General features: G+C 69.9%; 15 protein-coding genes. 8 read left to right on the top strand and 7 right to left on the bottom strand.

Features of this window, described 5'->3' with window-relative positions:
* Window positions 1-131: 131 nt before the first annotated feature.
* The 4 genes from msrB to IU450_RS07440 all read right to left on the bottom strand — a co-directional run bounded on the left by msrB (window position 132) and on the right by IU450_RS07440 (window position 4,348).
* Window positions 132-575: a peptide-methionine (R)-S-oxide reductase MsrB gene (msrB, locus tag IU450_RS07455; RefSeq protein WP_195149036.1), complete on the bottom strand. Its 444-nt coding sequence runs from the start codon at window positions 573-575 to the stop codon at window positions 132-134.
* Window positions 572-1,915, bottom strand: a complete 1,344-nt coding sequence (locus IU450_RS07450; RefSeq protein WP_324197577.1) for a glycosyltransferase family 87 protein — start codon at window positions 1,913-1,915, stop codon at window positions 572-574. Before IU450_RS07450 ends, msrB begins: the two co-directional genes overlap by 4 nt.
* Window positions 1,916-1,998: 83 nt before the next feature.
* A complete protein-coding gene (locus IU450_RS07445; protein WP_195149034.1) occupies window positions 1,999-3,555 on the bottom strand; it encodes an alpha/beta hydrolase in 1,557 nt (518 codons plus the stop codon).
* A 31-nt stretch (window positions 3,556-3,586) separates the two neighbouring features.
* The gene (locus tag IU450_RS07440) at window positions 3,587-4,348 is read right to left on the bottom strand and encodes a pyrimidine reductase family protein (RefSeq protein ID WP_195149033.1); all 762 of its coding nucleotides are present in this window, start codon (window positions 4,346-4,348) and stop codon (window positions 3,587-3,589) included.
* A 35-nt stretch (window positions 4,349-4,383) separates the two neighbouring features.
* On the opposite strand from IU450_RS07440, the gene zapE reads away from it, so the two are divergent.
* The 3 genes from zapE to IU450_RS07425 all read left to right on the top strand — a co-directional run bounded on the left by zapE (window position 4,384) and on the right by IU450_RS07425 (window position 7,081).
* Window positions 4,384-5,400 carry a cell division protein ZapE gene (gene zapE / locus IU450_RS07435; RefSeq protein WP_195149032.1) on the top strand — a complete coding sequence of 339 codons (1,017 nt, stop codon included), beginning with the start codon at window positions 4,384-4,386 and terminating at the stop codon, window positions 5,398-5,400.
* A 73-nt stretch (window positions 5,401-5,473) separates the two neighbouring features.
* Entirely contained in the window at window positions 5,474-6,262 is a 789-nt protein-coding gene (locus IU450_RS07430; RefSeq protein WP_195149031.1) for a tyrosine-protein phosphatase, read from the top strand.
* Between the two features lie 66 nt (window positions 6,263-6,328).
* Window positions 6,329-7,081: an alpha/beta fold hydrolase gene (locus IU450_RS07425; RefSeq protein ID WP_195149030.1), complete on the top strand. Its 753-nt coding sequence runs from the start codon at window positions 6,329-6,331 to the stop codon at window positions 7,079-7,081.
* A 7-nt stretch (window positions 7,082-7,088) separates the two neighbouring features.
* Here IU450_RS07425 and IU450_RS07420 read toward each other — a convergent pair whose 3' ends face one another.
* A complete protein-coding gene (locus tag IU450_RS07420; RefSeq protein WP_195149029.1) occupies window positions 7,089-7,628 on the bottom strand; it encodes a GNAT family N-acetyltransferase in 540 nt (179 codons plus the stop codon).
* Window positions 7,629-7,675: 47 nt separating this feature from the next.
* Between IU450_RS07420 and IU450_RS07415 the strand changes: the two genes are divergently transcribed.
* Together IU450_RS07415 and IU450_RS07410 are read left to right on the top strand one after the other, a co-directional pair.
* Window positions 7,676-8,068 carry a hypothetical protein gene (locus IU450_RS07415; protein ID WP_195149028.1) on the top strand — a complete coding sequence of 131 codons (393 nt, stop codon included), beginning with the start codon at window positions 7,676-7,678 and terminating at the stop codon, window positions 8,066-8,068.
* Between the two features lie 19 nt (window positions 8,069-8,087).
* Window positions 8,088-9,806, top strand: coding sequence for an alpha/beta hydrolase family esterase (locus IU450_RS07410; RefSeq protein WP_195149027.1), 1,719 nt, complete (start codon window positions 8,088-8,090; stop codon window positions 9,804-9,806).
* Between the two features lie 226 nt (window positions 9,807-10,032).
* Here the strand turns inward: IU450_RS07410 and IU450_RS39550 are convergent, their stop codons facing one another.
* Window positions 10,033-11,517: an MFS transporter gene (locus IU450_RS39550; RefSeq protein WP_228834173.1), complete on the bottom strand. Its 1,485-nt coding sequence runs from the start codon at window positions 11,515-11,517 to the stop codon at window positions 10,033-10,035.
* Between the two features lie 168 nt (window positions 11,518-11,685).
* Between IU450_RS39550 and IU450_RS07400 the strand changes: the two genes are divergently transcribed.
* The 3 genes from IU450_RS07400 (at window position 11,686) to IU450_RS07390 (ending at window position 15,914) form a co-directional block, all read left to right on the top strand.
* On the top strand, window positions 11,686-12,918 hold the full coding sequence (locus tag IU450_RS07400; RefSeq protein ID WP_195149026.1) for a cytochrome P450 family protein: 1,233 nt from the start codon (window positions 11,686-11,688) through the stop codon (window positions 12,916-12,918).
* Window positions 12,919-12,976: 58 nt separating this feature from the next.
* A complete protein-coding gene (locus IU450_RS07395) occupies window positions 12,977-14,536 on the top strand; it encodes a flavin-containing monooxygenase (protein WP_195149025.1) in 1,560 nt (519 codons plus the stop codon).
* 409 nt (window positions 14,537-14,945) lie between these two features.
* Window positions 14,946-15,914: a LysR family transcriptional regulator gene (locus IU450_RS07390; protein WP_195149024.1), complete on the top strand. Its 969-nt coding sequence runs from the start codon at window positions 14,946-14,948 to the stop codon at window positions 15,912-15,914.
* On the opposite strand, the gene IU450_RS07385 is transcribed toward IU450_RS07390, so the two are convergent.
* Entirely contained in the window at window positions 15,881-16,945 is a 1,065-nt protein-coding gene (locus IU450_RS07385; RefSeq protein ID WP_195149023.1) for a hypothetical protein, read from the bottom strand. The genes IU450_RS07390 and IU450_RS07385 overlap by 34 nt on opposite strands.
* Window positions 16,946-17,046 lie beyond the last annotated feature (101 nt).

Below are 17,046 nucleotides of genomic sequence, written 5' to 3'. Positions count from 1 at the left end.
GGCTGACGCGCTGAGTCTCGCGCGCCATCGCGGCAGGGAGGGCTTGTTGCCCCCGAGGCCGCTTGCCCAGAGTTTTCGGGGCATGCGCCGTGCGCTGGAACTTCCGTACGCTGCCGGTGAGCGTCGGGCTGTTACTCCGCTGCGCTGTCCGAGGGGTGCAGCCGCAGGGCGATGGAGTTGATGCAGTAGCGCTTGTCGGTGGGCGTGTCGTATCCCTCGCCCTCGAACACGTGGCCGAGGTGGCTGTGGCAATTCGCGCACAGCACTTCGACCCGGTGCATACCGAGCGTGTCGTCCGGCCGGAGAATCACCGCGTCGGACGCGGCAGGATCGAAGAAGGAGGGCCAGCCGCAGTGCGAGTCGAATTTCTCGGCGCTGCGGAACAGTTCGGCGTCGCAGGCCCGGCACACGTAGACGCCTTCGGTTGCGGTGTCGGTGTATGCGCCGGTGAACGGCCGCTCGGTGGCAGCCTCGCGCAGCACCGCGTATTCCTCGGGGTCCAGCTTCGACCGCCATTCCTGCGGCGAGAGCTGGATGCGCGGCGCGGGCAGGGAGGTCTCGGCTTCGAAACTCATGGCTCCACGCTAATACGATTCTGCTCCAAGGGTGCCGCACCGTTGTGTGGCCGGGAAGTCTCCGTAGCGAAAGCGGGTTCGCTCGCCGGGGCGTGCGGTCGGGGTGCGGCGTCGCGGGAGTCCGGCGCGGACTTCATCCATGCGGGGTCGAGCCCGAACGGCAGCCGGCCTTCGCGCCGGGCGGCCAGATAGCGCTCGCCGAGCACGCAGAACACGACGATCAGCAGCAGCCCCCAGCCGAAGGTGATGCGCAGGTACTCCAGGTTGCGACCGATGTGCTGCCAGCGGTCCGACAGCCACTTGTCGTAGCTCATGAACCCGAAGATCGCCAACCAGGCCGGCCAGTTGCGCAGCACCGAATTGCGCAGCACCACCGTCATCAGGAACGGGAACAGCATCATCGAGTAGTACATCTGCCCCAGCGAGCTGAGCAGGAACGAGGCCGTCAGCAGCACGCCGGAGGAGGTGCAGACGAAGAACAGTTCGTCCTCGCGGTAGTAGCGGTACAGCAGCCACAGCGAGATCAGCACGAGCACGCCGAGCACCACGCGCATGCCCCAGGTCAGCCACGGCGGCAGGCCGTAGTACTCGCCGTTGCCGACGATCGCGCTGTTGAAGTAGTCGCGGGATTCGAAGATGTAGGGCGCGGTGCGCGTGAGGAACTTCTCCGGGTCCTTCGACAGCGGCCAGGCGATCGCCGTCAGCCCCAGCGGCACGCCGAGCGCGGTCACGAACACCTTCCATTGCCCGCGCACCAGCGCGATCAACAGCAAGGGGGCCAGCGTCGGTTTGACCGCGATACTCAGTCCTAGCGCGGCGCCTGCCCAGAGGTCCCGCCGTTTCAGCAGTAAGTGGATGAAGATCAGCTCCGCCAGCAGCACGCAGCCGTTGACGTTGGTGAACACCAGCGTGTTGATCACGGTCTCGGACGTGAACATCGCCAGCAGCAGCGCGGGCGCGGCGACCGAGTTCAGCGTGTACCGGAACAGCCGCAGCAGCAGGTACCACGCGACGAGGATCGCGATCGCGTTCAGGGCGATGAACAGCCACCGTGACTTCTCGTAGTCGATGGCCGCGATCGGCGCGATCAGCAGGGTGCCGCTGGGCGGGTACAAATAGTGCGGGTCCACCGAGTCGAAGTTCGCGGTGTACACCGGGCGCCCGTTGAGGAAGTCGAGGGACGCCTGGTAGACCGGCTTGTAGTCGTCGGTGATGAAGCCGTTGACAGCCTTGATGAAGACCCGGTTCAGCACCGTCATGACCGCCAGCGGCCAGAGTGCGAACTTGATCACCTCGGCGGTGGTGCGAGCAGTGCGGGGCTCGAGCTGTCGAAGGAACACTGGGGCACGGTACACCGGATCGGTTACCGGTGGTTGCCGGGACCTGCCTGACGCGCCGCTCCGGCGGCTCCCCTGCGCCGGGCTCAGGCGGGGCAGGCGGTGCCGTCGGCGGGAAGTTTGCCGTCCTTCAGATAGTCCAGCACCGCCCGCTGCGCGCACCCGGAGTGCGTGGCCACCGGATGGCCGAAGCCCTGCCAGGACAGCGCCGCGGAACGAGCGCCCGCCGAACCGAGTGCGCCGGTCACCGACGACTGACCGGCGTTGCCGACCACCGGATCGGCGACCCCGCCGAGCACGAGCACGGGGATACCCAGCTTCTCCGGCAGCGGGGGTGCGGTCGCCACCGGCCAAGCCGCGCACCCCATCAGCGCGATGGCCGCCGCTTTGCCGAAGACAGGGTACTTGCCCGCCCACGTGTTCGACAGTTCGGTGGCTTTGTCCGGCGTGGGCGGCAGCTGGGTATCGGTGCACCGGTTGACGAACTGGCCGTCGCTCTCGGTGGCCGTGGCTTCGCGCGTGATCAGGTTGCTCAGTGGCCCACGGTCGCCGCGTCCCGCCGCGGCGAGGGCGTCGGACAGTTCGGCGACCCGGTTGACCTGGTCGGCCCGCGGGTTGCCGAGGAAGCCCGACAACGCGGTCAGCAACGCGTTCGCCGAAATATCGCCGAGCCCGCCGGTCCCGGCCCGGTTCACCAGATCGGTGACCGCGGCGCGTGGGTCGGCGCCGAGCGAGCAGGTGAGTCCGACGCAGCGCTGGGCGAACGCCGTCAGCGCCGCCTCGGCCCCCTGCACGGTCTGCTCGGCGCGGGTGACGGCGTCCGTGCCGACCGGCTCGGGGGAGTCGAGCACCAACCGGGCGAGGTGGTCGCCGTATTTGCGGGCGTAACTGAGCGCGACCTTCGCGCCGTTGCCCGTGCCGAGCAGCGTGATGTGCTCGACCTGCCACTGCCTGCGCAACTGCTCGATGTCGTCGGCGGCGTGCGGCGCGTCGAAGGTTCCCTCGTAGGGCTGCAGGAAGTCGCGGCAGGCGATGGTGCCGTCCTGGCTCAGCTTGACCATCCGCGCCACCGGGTCGCCCGCACCGGGACCGGACTGGGCATTGTCGGCCAGGCCTTGGCGGATCTCGGACGGCAGGCAGTCGATCGGCTGTGAGGTGCCGATGCCGCGCCGGTCCACCGCGACGATCGGGCGTGCGGCCAGCAGCGCGGAGGCGGGGCCCGCGGCCAATCCGGCCAAGGTGGCCGACGAGGAACGATCCGAACCGGAGGTGAGCACCAGCGGCGGCGCATCGGTCGGTGTCTGCGGCAGGCGGGCGCGCATCGCGCCTGCGCGGAAGTTGCCCAGCACGGCGCCGGTCGAGTCGATCGGGGTTGAGTACTCGGCGCAGTCGAGCACGAGCCCAGCCGGGGCGGGGCCGAGCCCGAGCTGGTCCAGGGTCGGCTGCGTGCACTCCCGCCAGCTGAGGTCGGTCTTGGGCAGTTCGGCGTTCGGCGGCGCGGCGGGCGCGGCGGAGGTCGTCGCGGTGCCCGCCACGGGCGGGCGCTGCACCGCGACGCCGGGACGATCCGACGGTCCCGCGCCGCAACCGGCGGTCACGATCGAGAGAGTGGCGGCAAGCACGGCGGCCCGAGTCCAGCGCATTGCTACAGCCTGCCAGGTTCGGGCGGTTCTTTCATCGACGGGCCCATCGGGTGAGCATCGTGCCGTCGTCGTCCAGTAGGACGTGCGCGCGGGTCATGCGGAGGCGGAACTCGTGCGCGGACAGCGAGATTCGCCGTGCGGCGCCACCGGCCAGCAGTGGTGCGGTGGTCAGGCAGAGCTCGTCCACCACGTCGGCCTCCAGTAGTTCGCCGAACAGGTGCGGGCCGCCCTCGGTCAGCACGCGCAGCAGGCCGCGATCGGCGAGCGCGCGCAGCAGGCCGCTGGGGGTCACCGCGATGTCACCCGCTTCGATCACCTCGGCGCCCGCGTCGGCCAGTCGCTGTTTACGGTCGGCGGGAGCGGTGGCCGTCGTGATGATCAACGGCGGCACCTGGGTATCGGTGAGCAGGCGCGCGCCGGGTTCGATCGCCGCGCTCGCCGTGACCACCGCGATCGGCGGCGGTGCGCCGTCGGGATGCCCGCCGATGCCGCGCTCGTGGAACGCGCGCCTGCGGGCCGGGTCGGTGCGCGCACCGCCGTAGTTCTCCGCGCGCGCCGTGCCCGCGCCGACCACGATCACCTCCGCCAGTTCCCGCAACAGCATGAACACCGTGCGGTCGGCTGGGGTGCCCAGCCCTTCGGTCAGGTTCCCGCTGGTGGCCGCGCCATCGATACTGGAGACGAAATTGGCGCGCACCCAAGGCACGTCGAGTCCGGCGGGGAACGCGTACAACTGCGCGAGGTCTTCGGGGCTGAGCCCTGTGAGCTGGATCGCATTGTGGCTACGCTGCATGAGACCAGATCACACCACGTCTCTAGGCTTCGTCCATGCAAGAACGCCTCGTCGATCGTCACCCGGAGGTCCCGGCCGATCAGCTCGTCGCCCAGATGGTGCCCCCGCCGATGTTCGACGAGGTGAGCTTCGCCTCCTACATCCCCGATCCGAAAGAACCCAGCCAGGCGGCCGCGGTCGCCAAGGCCGAGGAGTTCGCCGGGCAGGTCGCCAAGATCAGCAAGGCCGTCAACAAGAAGAGCTTCTTCGGCAAGAAGAAGCAGGTCAGCGGTGCCGGCCTGTATCTGGACGGTGGGTTCGGCGTCGGCAAGACCCACCTGCTGGCCTCGATCTTCCACAGCTCGCCCGCACCCAAGTCGTTCGGCACGTTCGGCGAGCTGACCAACCTGGTGGGCGCCCTCGGTTTCGCCAACGCCCTCGAGCGGCTCTCGGGCAACAGCGTGCTGTGCATCGACGAGTTCGAACTCGACGACCCGGGCGACACGATGCTGGTGTCCCGGCTGCTGACCGAACTGTCCGCGGCCGGCGTCTCGATCGCCGCCACGTCCAATACCTTGCCCGGCCAGCTCGGCGAAGGACGCTTCGCCGCACAGGATTTCCTGCGCGAGATCAAGAAGCTGGGCGCGATCTTCGAGGCGGTGCGCGTCGACGGGCCGGACTACCGCCATCGTGATCTGCCCCCCGCGCCGGATCCCACCGCGCCGGAGGTGCTGGCCGAGCGGGCTGCGGGCACACCGGGCTCCACCCTCGACGAATTCGACGCGTTGCTGAAGCACCTGAGCACGCTGCATCCGTCGAAGTACGGCGCGCTGATCTCCGGGGTGTCGTCGGTGTTCGTCTCGAACGTGCATCCGGTCACCGATCAGGCCGTGGCGCTGCGCATCGTGGTGCTGGCCGACCGGCTCTACGACGCGAGCGTCCCGGTGACGGTGTCGGGCGCGAAGCTCGACGAGATCTTCTCGGCCGAGATGCTCGAGGGCGGTTACCGCAAGAAGTATCTGCGTGCCATCTCGCGCCTGCTCGCGCTGTCGCGCTTCGAAGTCGCGGCCTAGCGCCGGTTCGATCTCGGCGGTCCGGCAGCGGCGACGTGTGGAAGCGCCGCAGACCCGATGATTGGAGAGCCGTATGACCTCTCGTTTCCGCGCCCCGGTCGCCATGGCGACCGGGCTGGCGATCGCCTTCGGGCCGGTCGCCGGTGCCGCACTCGCCGACCGGCCCGCGGCGCCCGCCGTCGTCGCCGATCCCTCGCTGCACTTGCAGGGCGTGCAGAACGCTCGCGACATCGGCGGATACCGCACGAGCGACGGCAGGATCGTGCGCACCGGCCTGGTGTACCGGACCGGGCAATTGAACAACGCCACCGCTGAGGATCTGGCCGCGCTGACCGACCGCCGCGTTCGCTCCGTGCACGACCTGCGCACGGTCTACGAGCGCGCGCTCGGGCCGGAACGGATGCCCGAGGGCGCCACGGCGCACTGGTCGGACGTGATCGGCCAGGCTCCGCCGGAGGTCGTCGCCACCACGCTCACCGGCGGCGACGGGCTGTATCGCGCGTTCATCACCGCCCCCGGCGCGAACGAGGCGTTCGCCTCGGTGCTGCGCGACATCATCGGCTCCGACGGGGCCGTGCTGTTCCACTGCACCGCGGGCAAGGACCGCACCGGCTGGACGGCCGCCGTGCTGTTGACCCTGCTCGGTGTCGATCGCGCCACCGTCACCGAGGACTACCTGCTGTCCAATAGGTACCGCAATGCGAGGGCGGACGATCCGCTGAACGGCGTGCAGCAGTCCTGGCTGGACGCCGCCTTCGACCAGGTGGATCGGACCTACGGCGGTTTCGGCGCCTATATCCGGGACGGATTGCGGCTCGACGACCGCGAAGTCGCCGCCCTGCGAACGCGTTTGCTCGGCTGAGCGCGGCCTCTCGGCCGAACGTCCACTTAGGCAGTCCGCCACAGTGACGTCCACTACGATCCCGGCATGACGAAGTTTGAGACATGGGACGGCCTGGAACTCAATTACCGGGTTTGGGAGGGTGAGGGCGTTCCGGTCGTTCTGCAGCACGGGGTGGTCGCGGACACCAATGCGAACTGGATGAGCACCGGCGTGGTCGGTGCCCTGCACTCGGCCGGGCACACCGTGGTGTCCCTGGACGCGCGCGGTCACGGGCGTTCCGACAAGCCGCACGAGGCGAACCGTTATTCGTGGGAAGCTATGGCGCGGGACGTGCGTGCGCTTTACGACGAGCTGGGTTTCGACGAAGTCGTGCAGGTCGGGTATTCGATGGGCGGGGTGATCTCGCTGATGGTGGCCGCCACCGACCCGCGCGTGCGCCGCCTGGCCGTCGGTGGCATCGGGTCGGGCGTGCTGGACTGCGGCGGCGTCGACCGGCGCGTGATCGACCTGCCCGATCTTCAGGCCGCGATGACCGGGGACGGCGCGGGCGCGTCCCCGACCGCGAAGATGTTCCGGGTGCTGGCCGACGCGGTGCGGGCCGACGTGGCGGCCATACACGCGGTGGCTACCGGTCTCGACGCCCGTCCCATCGAGACCCTGGCCGACATCACCGTGCCCGCCCTGGTGCTGGCCGGCGACAACGACCCGTTCGCCGCCGAGCCGGAGCGGCTGGCCGCGGCCTTGCCGAACGGCACTCTCGCGGTGGTGCCGGGCGATCATCTGATGGCGGTGGTGGCCCCCGCGTTCCACACCGCGCTGGTCGATTTCGTGCGGTGAGTGCGGTCTAGAAGACCAGGCGCAGCACGTAGTCGTGATGCAGCTGGGTGCCGACGGTGAACGTCTTCGTACCGACCTCGGTGAAACCGTGTTTGGCGTAGAAGCGCTGAGCGCGGATGTTCTCCTGGTTGACGCCCAGCCAGACGCCCGGATACCCCTCGGCGCGGGCCCAGTCCAGCGCGGCCAGCATCAGCGCGGTGGACACGCCGGTGCCGTGATGGCCGGGCAGCACGTACATCTTGCTGATCTCCACCACCGGGTGCAGCCCGACCGATTCGGCCACCGCCGGGTCGGCGGGGTCGCCCGCGACCAGCATCGCGTAGCCGACGATCTCGTCGTCCGCGACCGCCTTGAGCACGATCCGGGTCGGATCGCTCAGATACTCGCCGAAACGTTCGCCGGACAGCACGTCACTGACGAAGACATCGATGTCGTCGGGCGTCGCCTCCGGAGGGCATGCGAGCGGAAAGGTCGCCGCCGCGACGTCACTGAGGGCTTCGGCGTCCCACAGCCCGGCCCGGTCGACGATGACTGGGAGGTGGCTCATGCTTCCATCAGAGCATACTCTCTTTAGAGAATATCATTTTAAAAAATGTGAGCTATATTTCCGCGATGCTCACGGCAAGGTTGCCGGGAGTCCGGGTACGGATTCTCGCCATCGCGCTCGTACCCAGCCTCGTGTCGATGGTCATCAGCGTGGCCACCGCGGTCGCCCTGGTTCGCGCGGGTGAGCATGCCGGAGATTTCGCCGAGACCCTGGAGATGAAGCTGGGCCCCGCCCGGGAACTGGTGCTCGCCGTCGACCAGGAGCGGCTCCTTTCGCTCTGGCAGCTGGCCGGCGAGCAACCGAAACCGGGAAGCCTGACCGCTGCCCGGGTGCGCCTCGACGCCGCGATACGGACTTTCGTCTCGACCGACACCGCGTTCCAGCCCCTCTCTGGCGGCCGCGTGGCGAACATCGTGGACGGCGCGGCTCGGTACGGCTGAGCGAATCCGACACGGCGGAGTGCGGGCCATCGTCCTGCTCCCGTCCGCACTGATCGTCGCCGAAGCCGACGCGGTCGATCCTCCTCAGGGTGACTCGACGCCTCCGGGCACGAATGCGCCGGGCGAGCGGCCGCAGGTGCGCGCCGAGGTGCTCGGCCCGCCGCGGGCTGCGGCGCCGACCGACACGCTGCCGGGCTGGTCGCGAGAACAGGTTTCGCGGCCTGTTCCGCCCCGGCGGCGTGCCGTGCCGGAGCCGTTCCCCACGGGCCTGCCGCCCGCGTCCCCGCCGCCGGATGAACCGGAAGGCCGCCGTGACCTCTTCTTCGTGATCTCGACTGACACCTTGACGATCTCGTCGAGCGCCCGGCCGGGTGCGTTACGCGCGATGGTGCACTCGACCGACGCGCTGCTGCTGGGCCGGGGTCACGTCGATGTGCCGCCGGGCATTCCGGCGCCACGTCCGCCCGCCCGGTACGGATTCGGCTGTCTGTCCACCCCGCAGCGACAGGGACTCGGACGGCCGACGGGCCGCCGCAGGCGTCGTCGACGTTTCCCGAGCCTGCTGAAAATCACGAAGCGGCACCGACTTCCACGTACCGGTGCAAACATGCTTCTAATGCTCAAGAATATGATTTTTCCGGCTGCCGAGCCCGTCCGGCGGGTCGGTCGCGCGCGCGGCGCACGGCGGCGGATCAGCGTGCCGCTCCGCCTGGCCGTGATAGCCACGACCGCCGTCGCCATCGGAGCGGTCCTCACCCCGGGCCACGGCGCCGCGCGGGCCGACGAACAGACCTCGTCGCCTGATCCCGTCGCCTCCGCGGGTTGCGCTGCGCCCGCGCCCGCGCCGGGGCGATCGACGCTGCGTTTCGCCGCGGGCGACAAGTCCGGCAGCTACATCCAGGACGTGCCCGGCGCCGCCCAGGGTCGCCCGGTGCCCGTCGTGTTCGATCTGCACGGTTACCTCGAGCCCGCCGCGATCGAACACCTCAGCAGCGGGATCAGCGAGCTGGGCGCCGCCGAGGGATTCGTGACGATCACCCCGCAGCTGGAGCAACCGGGCCTGCCGCGCTGGGATTTCGGCGAGGCCAGTGGTGACGTCGCCTACCTGTCCGAACTGATGTCGCATGTCGAGTCGTCGCTGTGCGTCGACGAGCGCCGGATCTACGTCACCGGTCTGTCGATGGGTGCTTTCACCACGTCCTCGCTGGCATGTCAGCTCTCGGACCGGATCGCGGCGATCGCTCCGGTGGCCGGCCTGCAGGACTTCGCGTGGTGCCGTAACGAACGTCCCGTCCCCGTTGTCGCCTTCCACGGCACCGCGGACCCGATCGTCGCCTACACCGGCGGCACCGGCCCGAACGCCAGGTTCCTGCCGAAGCCCGACGGCTCCGGCTCGGTCGTGGCGCCGGACGCCGGGACGGGCCGTCCGGTGATCGAGGGACCGGGACCGGACACCATCCCGGTGCAGGCGGCGGCATGGGCGCGCCGGAACGGTTGCGGAGCCGATCCAGCCGAGCGGCAGATCGCTTCCGACGTGACGCTGGCGAGTTACCCGTGCCCGCCCGGAGGCGCCGTCGAGCTCTACTCGATCGTCGATGGCGGGCACACTTGGCCGGGCAACCCGTCCGTCGCCTCGCCCGTGCCCCTGGTCGGCACCACCACGACGTCGATCAGCGCCAACCGGATCATGTGGGACTTCTTCCGTGCCCATCCGCTGGAAGGCCCCCTGCGTCGCTGATGGCCGTCTCCGGACCGAGCCTGTGCCGGCCACCGGCCGGACGCACCGACGACGTGGGCCTACGCGTCCGCAGGACCTGCAGGCCTTGCCCTCGGCGGCCGGGCCCGGGTCGTAGAGCCCGTCGATGCTCCAGCGGCCCAGCGGCCCAGCGGCCCAGCGGCCCAGCGGCACGTCCGACAGCCCGTCGCGGCCGTCGTCGAGCCGGCGCCATAGCGCGGACGTCCGCTCAGCGCCCCGGGGCGAGGCGTGCGGGCGCGCTCGCCACCCGATGGGAGCGGAAGACGCGGGCGAGTGCGATCAGGAGGACGGCGAAGACCAAGGCCAGGACGAAGCCCACCCGGTGTCCGAAGCTCGCCGCGACCGCGCCGATCACGCCGCCGCCGAGCAGGGTTCCCGCGTAATTGAACAGGTTGAGGCGCGCGATCAGTGCGTCGAGCCCCCGCCCGGTGGCGAGTTGCCCGGCCGCGCTGAAACACAGCGGCGCGATCACGGGCAGGCCGACACCCGCCACGAGGAATCCGGCGATCGCGATCACCGGACTCGGCGCGGCCACCACGATCGCCAGCCCCAACGCCCCGATGCTCGCGGCGACACGCACCACCCTCCGCGGACCGAAGCGGCGCACCAGCGAATCACCGGCCAGCCGGGCGATCAGCGAGGTGCCCTGATACGCGGCCAAGGCGAGTGCGGCGGTCGCGGAAGCTGCGAGCAGGTCGTCGGTGAGGTACAGGGCCGACCAGTTGCCCACCGCCAGATCGACGGCGAACACGAGCGCCATGGCGACCCCGAACGCCAGATACGCGCGCAGCGCGACGGTCGTCCCGGTCGTCCCGGGATCGGCAGTCGCATGGGTCGCCTTGGTCGCGCCTCGTTCGGCGGTCGCCCCCATCGCGCCGATTTCGGCGGTCGCCCGGGTCGCCGTGGCGGCGGTTTCGGTAGTCGCCCTGGTCACGCTGGGTTCGGCGGTTGCCCGGCTCGTCTTGGTCGCGTCGAGTTCAGCCGTTCCCCTGGGTTCGGTGTTCGCCTTGGTCGCGCTGGGTTCGGCGGTTGCCCGGCTCGTCTTGGTCGCGTCGAGTTCAGCCGTCGACCTGGTAACGATGGACTCGGAAGTCGCCCCGGTTTCGGCGGGACTCGTCTCCGCGTCCCGGATGCCGAGCAGGTGCGGTCCGAGCGCCGAGCCGAGTACGAACACGATCGCCGCGGCCGCGAGCAGCGATACGCGCAGCGTCACCCCCAGCGCTTCGCATCCCGAGACGAACAGTGCCCCGGTGATCGATCCGGCGCTCCACGCCGCGTAGAACGACGACAGGATGAACGTGCCGTACCCGTGCTGGATGAACACCGCCTGCATATTGGTGCTCGCGTCGACGATGCCGACCGCGATCCCGTAGCAGCCGAGCGCGGCCACCAGCAGCGCGGCGTTCGGCGCGAACGCCGCGGCCGAGCCGGTGACGGCGACGAGCAACAGCCCGATCCGCACGGCGTCGCGGCTCGACCGGCGCAGCGCCAGTCGCTCCGCCACGATGCTGCCGCCGCCCGCCAGCAGCGACACGAGCACCACCGAGACGACGATCACCTCGTCCGACAGGCCGAAACGCTCCTTCTGCTGCGGCAGTTCGGTCAGCACGGCGGCGAAGAAGAAGCCCTGCAAGCCGAACGCGAAAGAGTTCGCGATGCGTGCGCGCCGCAGCAGGGGCGCGATCGGACTCATTGGCGCAGGGTAGCCGGAGCGTGACCCCGGCGCGCGCCGAACCGTGACGCCGCGATCGACCACGGCGATCGGCCGGAATGATCCGATCGGACTCCCTGGCCGTGATCCGTGGCCGATGTCACTATCGAAGGGACGCAACAACACTCGCGAACCCAGGGAGCCGACCGGATGAGAGAGTTGCCAGCGGATTTCTTTCGCACGCCGTACGCCTTCTACCGGCAGTTGCGCGCGGAGGGGCCGGTGCACCGGATCCAATTGCGCACCGGCGTTCGAGCCTGGCTGGTGGTGGACTACGACGCCGCCAAGGAGGTGCTGCGTCACCCGGACGTCCGCAAGGACCCGCACACCCCGGCGGGCGCTCATGCGCGGCAGGCGGCCGCGGGCAACAGCGGCGTCGCGTCGGCCAACCAGCGCCTGAGCCACCATCTGCTCAACGCCGACCCGCCGCAGCACTCGCGGCTGCGCAAACTCGTCACCCCGGCGTTCGCGCCCGCCCGCATGGAGGCGCTGGCACCACGGGTCGTGGCGATCGCGGACGACCTGCTCGACGCGCTCGACCGCACGGCGGGCGCCGGGCCGGTGGACCTGCTCGCGGAGTACGCGTTCCCGCTGCCGATCACGGTGATCTGCGAACTGCTCGGCGTGCCGGTCGAGGACCGCGCGCGATTCCGGGAATGGTCGGCAGCCGTCGTGGACACCGCCATGTCCACACCGGAGACCATGCGCACCGCCACCGACGCCATCGTCGGCTACTTCGACGGACTGGTCGCCCGGCGACGGCAGGAAGGGCCGGGCGAGGATCTGATCTCGCAGCTGCTGCTCGCCACCGAGGAGGGCGACCGCCTCAGCCACGACGAACTGATCTCGATGGTGTTCCTGATCCTGATCGCGGGCCATGAGACCACGGTGAACCTGATCGGCAACACCGTGCTCGAACTGCTGGCCGATCCGGCCCGCTACCGGGCTCTGCGCGACGACCCCACGAGCGTCACACCGCTGGTGGAGGAGATGCTGCGCTACAACGGGCCGGTCAATACGGTGACCCTGCGTTACACCACCGCGCCGGTCCCACTGGGTGGCAGCGTCATCCCGGCGGGGGAGCTGGTCCTGGTCTCGGTCGCGTCGGCCAATCGCGACGAACGGCAGTTCGCGGCGCCCGCGGCGTTCGATCCGGACCGCGGCGCGAACGGCCACCTGGCGTTCGGCCACGGTATCCACTACTGCCTCGGCGCCGGGCTGGCCCGGCTCGAGGCCCGGGTGGCACTGACCAGGCTGGTGCGGCGCTATCCGCTGCTGCGGCCCGCCGTCGACGACGTGGACCTGCGGTGGCGCGAGAGCATCCTGATCCGCGGTCTGCACGAGCTTCCCGTCGTTGCGGTGCGTGCGCCCGCGGTGCGCTGACGAGCGGATTCGGTCGACCGACTTTGCTGCGCGCCGCTGGCGACGTAATCTCCTGCGCATGACAAGCGGAAGCCGCATCGGGATCGTCGGTGCGGGTATCGCAGGTCTCGCCTGCGCGAAAGTGCTGAAACAGGCGGGTTTTCCGGTCGAGGTGTTCGACCGCACACCCGATGTCGGTGGCGTGTGGAGTGTGACCCGGCGATATCCGGGCCTGCAAGCACAGAACTCCAAGGACACGTATCACTTCTCCGACTTCCCGATGCCTGCGGACTACCCGCGCGTGCTCGACGGACAGCACATGCAGGCCTACTTGGCCGCCTACGCCGAGCACTTCGGGCTGACCGAGCATCTGCGGTTGCGCACCGAGGTGGTCGCCGCCGATCCGGTCGACAGTGGCTGGTTGCTGGAAATTCGCGACGAAAGTGGAGTTCACCGGGCCTCGTGCGATCACCTGGTGATCGCCAACGGTGTGTTCAGCGACCCGGCGATGCCGGACTACCGCGGCGCCGACTGGTTCCGCGCGGCCGGCGGGCGGCTGTGCCACTCCTCGGAGTTCACCGATCTGGAATCGGTGCGCGGCAAGTCCGTCGTCGTGGTGGGTTACGGCAAGTCGGCCTGCGATATCGCCACCGCGGTGAGCGAGGTCGCGGCGTCCACCTCGGTGGTGGCCCGGCGACTGTTCTGGAAGATGCCGCGCAAGCTGGCGCGGGTGATCGACTACGAGCGGCTGATGCTGACCCGTTTCGGCGAGGCGCACTTCCACTACCTACGGCCGCGCTGGATGGATCGCTTCCTGGACGGCCCGGGCGAATCGGTGCGGATCAGCAACTTCGATCTGATCCAGGAACTCGCCACCAAGCACTCCCACCTGCGTGAACTCGGTCTGGTGCCCGGTGGACGGTTCGAGGAGATCGCCGAGAGCACCGTCAGCCTCACCACCGAGGGCTTCTACGAGCAGGTGGCCAACGGGCGCATCACGGTGCACCGGGACACGACCATCACCGAGATGGGCGGCGGGCCCAAGGCCGCGCCTGGGGTCCGGCTGTCCAGCGGGCAGGTACTGCAGGCCGACGTCGTGATATGCGCTACCGGCTTCCAGCAGCGGGTGCCCTTCCTCACGCCGTACGTCCAGCGCAGGTTGACCGACGAGCACGGCAACTTCCGCCTGCACCGCCATATCCTGCCGCTGGAGGTCCCGAACCTGACCTTCGCAGGCTACAACTCGTCGGTGATCAGCACGCTGAACGCCGAAGTCGCCGCGCACTGGACCGCCGCGCTGCTCAACGGCAGGATCGACCTGCCGCCCGCCGAGCAACTCGCCGAGCAGATCGACGCCCGTCTGCGCTGGATGGAGGAACGCACGCACGGTCGCCACGCGCGCGGCACCGCCGTCACGCCCTTCTCCATCCAGAACATCGACGAGATGCTCGCCGACCTGAAGTTCCGGCTGCCCCTGCGCACCCGTGCGGCGCAGGTCTTCCGGCGGGTGAAGCCGGAGTCCTACCGAGGACTGGCCACCCGGCGCAAGCCCGGTGCCGGGCCGGTGGCGCCGCCGACCGCCCCGATCGAGGCGGAACTGCTTCCGTACGAGGGCGACAGCGGGCGGGTCAGCCACTAGGGCGATGCGGGCCCCTCGTCCGGCGGCATAGGGTCGGCTCCGGCTCGAGCGGTGATTCCGTGCGGTGCTGTGCACACTTGCATCGACTGCCGAATCCAGCCTGTGTCGCCAGTCGATCCGGGGAAGCAGTGCCGTAGGCGGCAGAGGCACGGCGCGGTCCGACGCCGCTGCCGTCTCCACCGTTGTCCCTCGGGGATGTCACGCGGGGCCGTGACCACCCGGTTCAGCGCATATGCGGAGGTCGAGGGGCTGACGGACGCTCGGGGCGCTACGTGACTCGACGCGATATCGCGCTCAGTCGTGCACATCCTGCCACGCCTCTCGGGCGTTCCCGCTGCGATGGGACTCGCCCCGGGTTGTCGCCCGCGCAATACCGGGACTCGCTGGTTACGTTGGCGATAATCCAAGGGTGGAAGCGCTGGACATGAATCTCCTCGTGGCCCTGGACGCACTGCTGGACACCAACAGCGTCACGCTGGCCGCGCAGCGCCTACACACCTCTCCGCCCGCGATGAGCCGGACGCTCGCCAAGCTGCGCAGCGTGCTCGGCGACCCATTGCTGGTGCGCGCGGGGCGCAACCTGGTGCCGACGCCACGGGCGCTGGAATTGCGCTACGAAGTCAGCACGCTGGTCGAACAGGGACGCGCGCTGCTGACGCCCCGCAACGAGCTCGACCCGGCGGCGCTGCGCCGGACGTTCGCGGTGCAGGCCGGCGACATGGTGCTCACCGAACTGGCCGGGCCCCTGCTGTCCGCGGTGCGGGCGCAGGCGCCGGGCGTGACGCTGCGCTTTCTGCCCGACACCCTGGAGGGCACCGCCGCACTGCGCGACGGACGCGTGGACCTCGAGGTGGGTGTGATCGACCACACCGACCCGGAGACCACCGTGCGCAGAGTGCTCACCGACCGCGTGATCGGCGTGGCCGCCGCCGACCATCCTCTGGTCACCGATCGCGTCACCGTCGCCGCGTACGCCGCGACGCCGCATCTGAGCATCTCGCGCAACGGCCGGTCACACGGCCCGATCGACGACCGGCTCGCGCTGCACGGCCGCACCCGGCGGGTGGTGGCCACCGTGCCCACCCTGACCAGCGCGCTGTTCGCGGTGCGCGGCAGCGACCTGGTCTGCCCCGCACCCGCCATGCTGAGCGCCGCGACCCTGCCCGCGATCGGATTGAGCGCCTTCGAAATACCGCTGCCACTGCCCGAAGTCGCCATCGGTATGGCGTGGCATCCGCGCAACACCGCCGACGGAGGGCATCGCTGGCTGCGCGATCTCGTTCAGGAGATCCTGCTGCGTTCGGCTGCGGCGGCTGCGCCGAAACGGCGGCGCGTCAAAGTCGTTCAGGACACCGGCGGCGGGCTCGATAGCCGATAGTCGGTCGGCCTGCGCTGCGCCTCGGTGCGCCCGGACTGATAACCGTTGGAAGCCGAGTCGCCCGGCGACTCGAAGAGGTCGGAGCGGCCCAGCGGGGCCGCCGCCGTGCGTTTGAGCTCGTCGAGCATGGCCTGCAGTTTGTCCACGTGCGTGTTGTCGACCGGCGTGCGGTCTTCCTCGCTGGCGCGGTGGGCTCCGGTGAGCCCCGTGCCGGGTGCGTCCGGTGCCGCCCCGTTCGTCGAGCTGCTGTGATTCACGCTGGTGGCGGACGCGACGATGCTTTCGTACGCGGCGTTTTCGCTGGGGGAGTACGAGGCGGGCGCGGGGGCGGGTTCGCGTGCCGCCGCGAACGTCTCGTGCCCGGGGCTCGGATCACGTGACGGCGGAGAGGTGAAGGGCGACACGGGTTCCCGCGGCGTCGGGGCGGTGAAGGTCTGGACGGGCTCACGCGACGGAGGCGCGGTGAAGTTGGACGCGGAGTCACGGGGCGCGGTGAAGCTCTGTCCAGAGGTGACCTTCGGCTCCAGCGCGGGCTCGCGTGGCGGGGTGAAGCCGGTCTGTGCTACGGAATTCGTTTCGGGCGCCGCGTGCACCGGCTCCCGAGGGGTGCTCTGCGGTCGTGCGCCGTTGCGGGCACCCGCCGGCTCGCGGGAATCGCTCTTGCCCGCCACGGGCTCGGTGGCGCCGCGCTCCTGCCGGTGCGCGTTCGACCGCCCGGCGGCCCGGGGCAGCGGGGCGGCCGGACGTTCCGCGGTCGGCTGCCGGTCCTCCGGCGCCGGGCCGGCGCCGGACTCCAAGCGCTCCACCCGGGTATCGAGACCCGAAATATCCTGTCCGGCACGGAAAGCCCACGCCTCCAGCTTGGCCAACCGCCCCTCGACCGTCGGTTCGCTCCCCACGGCCTGGGTGGCCTGCGCGCCATCGATACGGGCCGCTACTGCGTCCAGCTTCTCGCTGACCTCTCGGAGAGCTGACGCGATACCAGACAACATCGCGCCGATCGACTCGCCGGTCTGCTGACCGTGCTCCATGCAGTACCCACTTCCCCGTATCGGCCCAGCTCGCACTCGGCCGGACGATTCTATCCGCCCAGTTGGACATCCGCGGCTCGCGAAGAATCGGCGGCGCCGCA

This window comes from Nocardia abscessus (assembly GCF_015477775.1).
In the GTDB taxonomy this organism is placed as follows: domain Bacteria; phylum Actinomycetota; class Actinomycetes; order Mycobacteriales; family Mycobacteriaceae; genus Nocardia; species Nocardia abscessus_A.
Note: the sequence above shows the minus strand (reverse complement) of the source record. Positions and strands in the feature narration are given on the sequence as shown.

Excerpts from the sequence above, each read along its gene's own strand:
- zapE (WP_195149032.1), top strand. The coding sequence starts at position 4,384 with ATGCAAGAACGCCTCGTCGATCGTCACCCGGAGGTCCCGGCCGATCAG.
- IU450_RS07440 (WP_195149033.1), bottom strand. The coding sequence starts at position 4,348 with ATGCAGCGTAGCCACAATGCGATCCAGCTCACAGGGCTCAGCCCCGAA.
- msrB (WP_195149036.1), bottom strand. The coding sequence starts at position 575 with ATGAGTTTCGAAGCCGAGACCTCCCTGCCCGCGCCGCGCATCCAGCTC.
- IU450_RS07395 (WP_195149025.1), top strand. The coding sequence starts at position 12,977 with ATGACAAGCGGAAGCCGCATCGGGATCGTCGGTGCGGGTATCGCAGGT.
- IU450_RS07430 (WP_195149031.1), top strand. The coding sequence starts at position 5,474 with ATGACCTCTCGTTTCCGCGCCCCGGTCGCCATGGCGACCGGGCTGGCG.
- IU450_RS39550 (WP_228834173.1), bottom strand. The coding sequence starts at position 11,517 with ATGAGTCCGATCGCGCCCCTGCTGCGGCGCGCACGCATCGCGAACTCT.
- IU450_RS07420 (WP_195149029.1), bottom strand. The coding sequence starts at position 7,628 with ATGAGCCACCTCCCAGTCATCGTCGACCGGGCCGGGCTGTGGGACGCC.
- IU450_RS07400 (WP_195149026.1), top strand. The coding sequence starts at position 11,686 with ATGAGAGAGTTGCCAGCGGATTTCTTTCGCACGCCGTACGCCTTCTAC.
- IU450_RS07385 (WP_195149023.1), bottom strand. The coding sequence starts at position 16,945 with ATGGAGCACGGTCAGCAGACCGGCGAGTCGATCGGCGCGATGTTGTCT.
- IU450_RS07445 (WP_195149034.1), bottom strand. The coding sequence starts at position 3,555 with ATGCGCTGGACTCGGGCCGCCGTGCTTGCCGCCACTCTCTCGATCGTG.
- IU450_RS07425 (WP_195149030.1), top strand. The coding sequence starts at position 6,329 with ATGACGAAGTTTGAGACATGGGACGGCCTGGAACTCAATTACCGGGTT.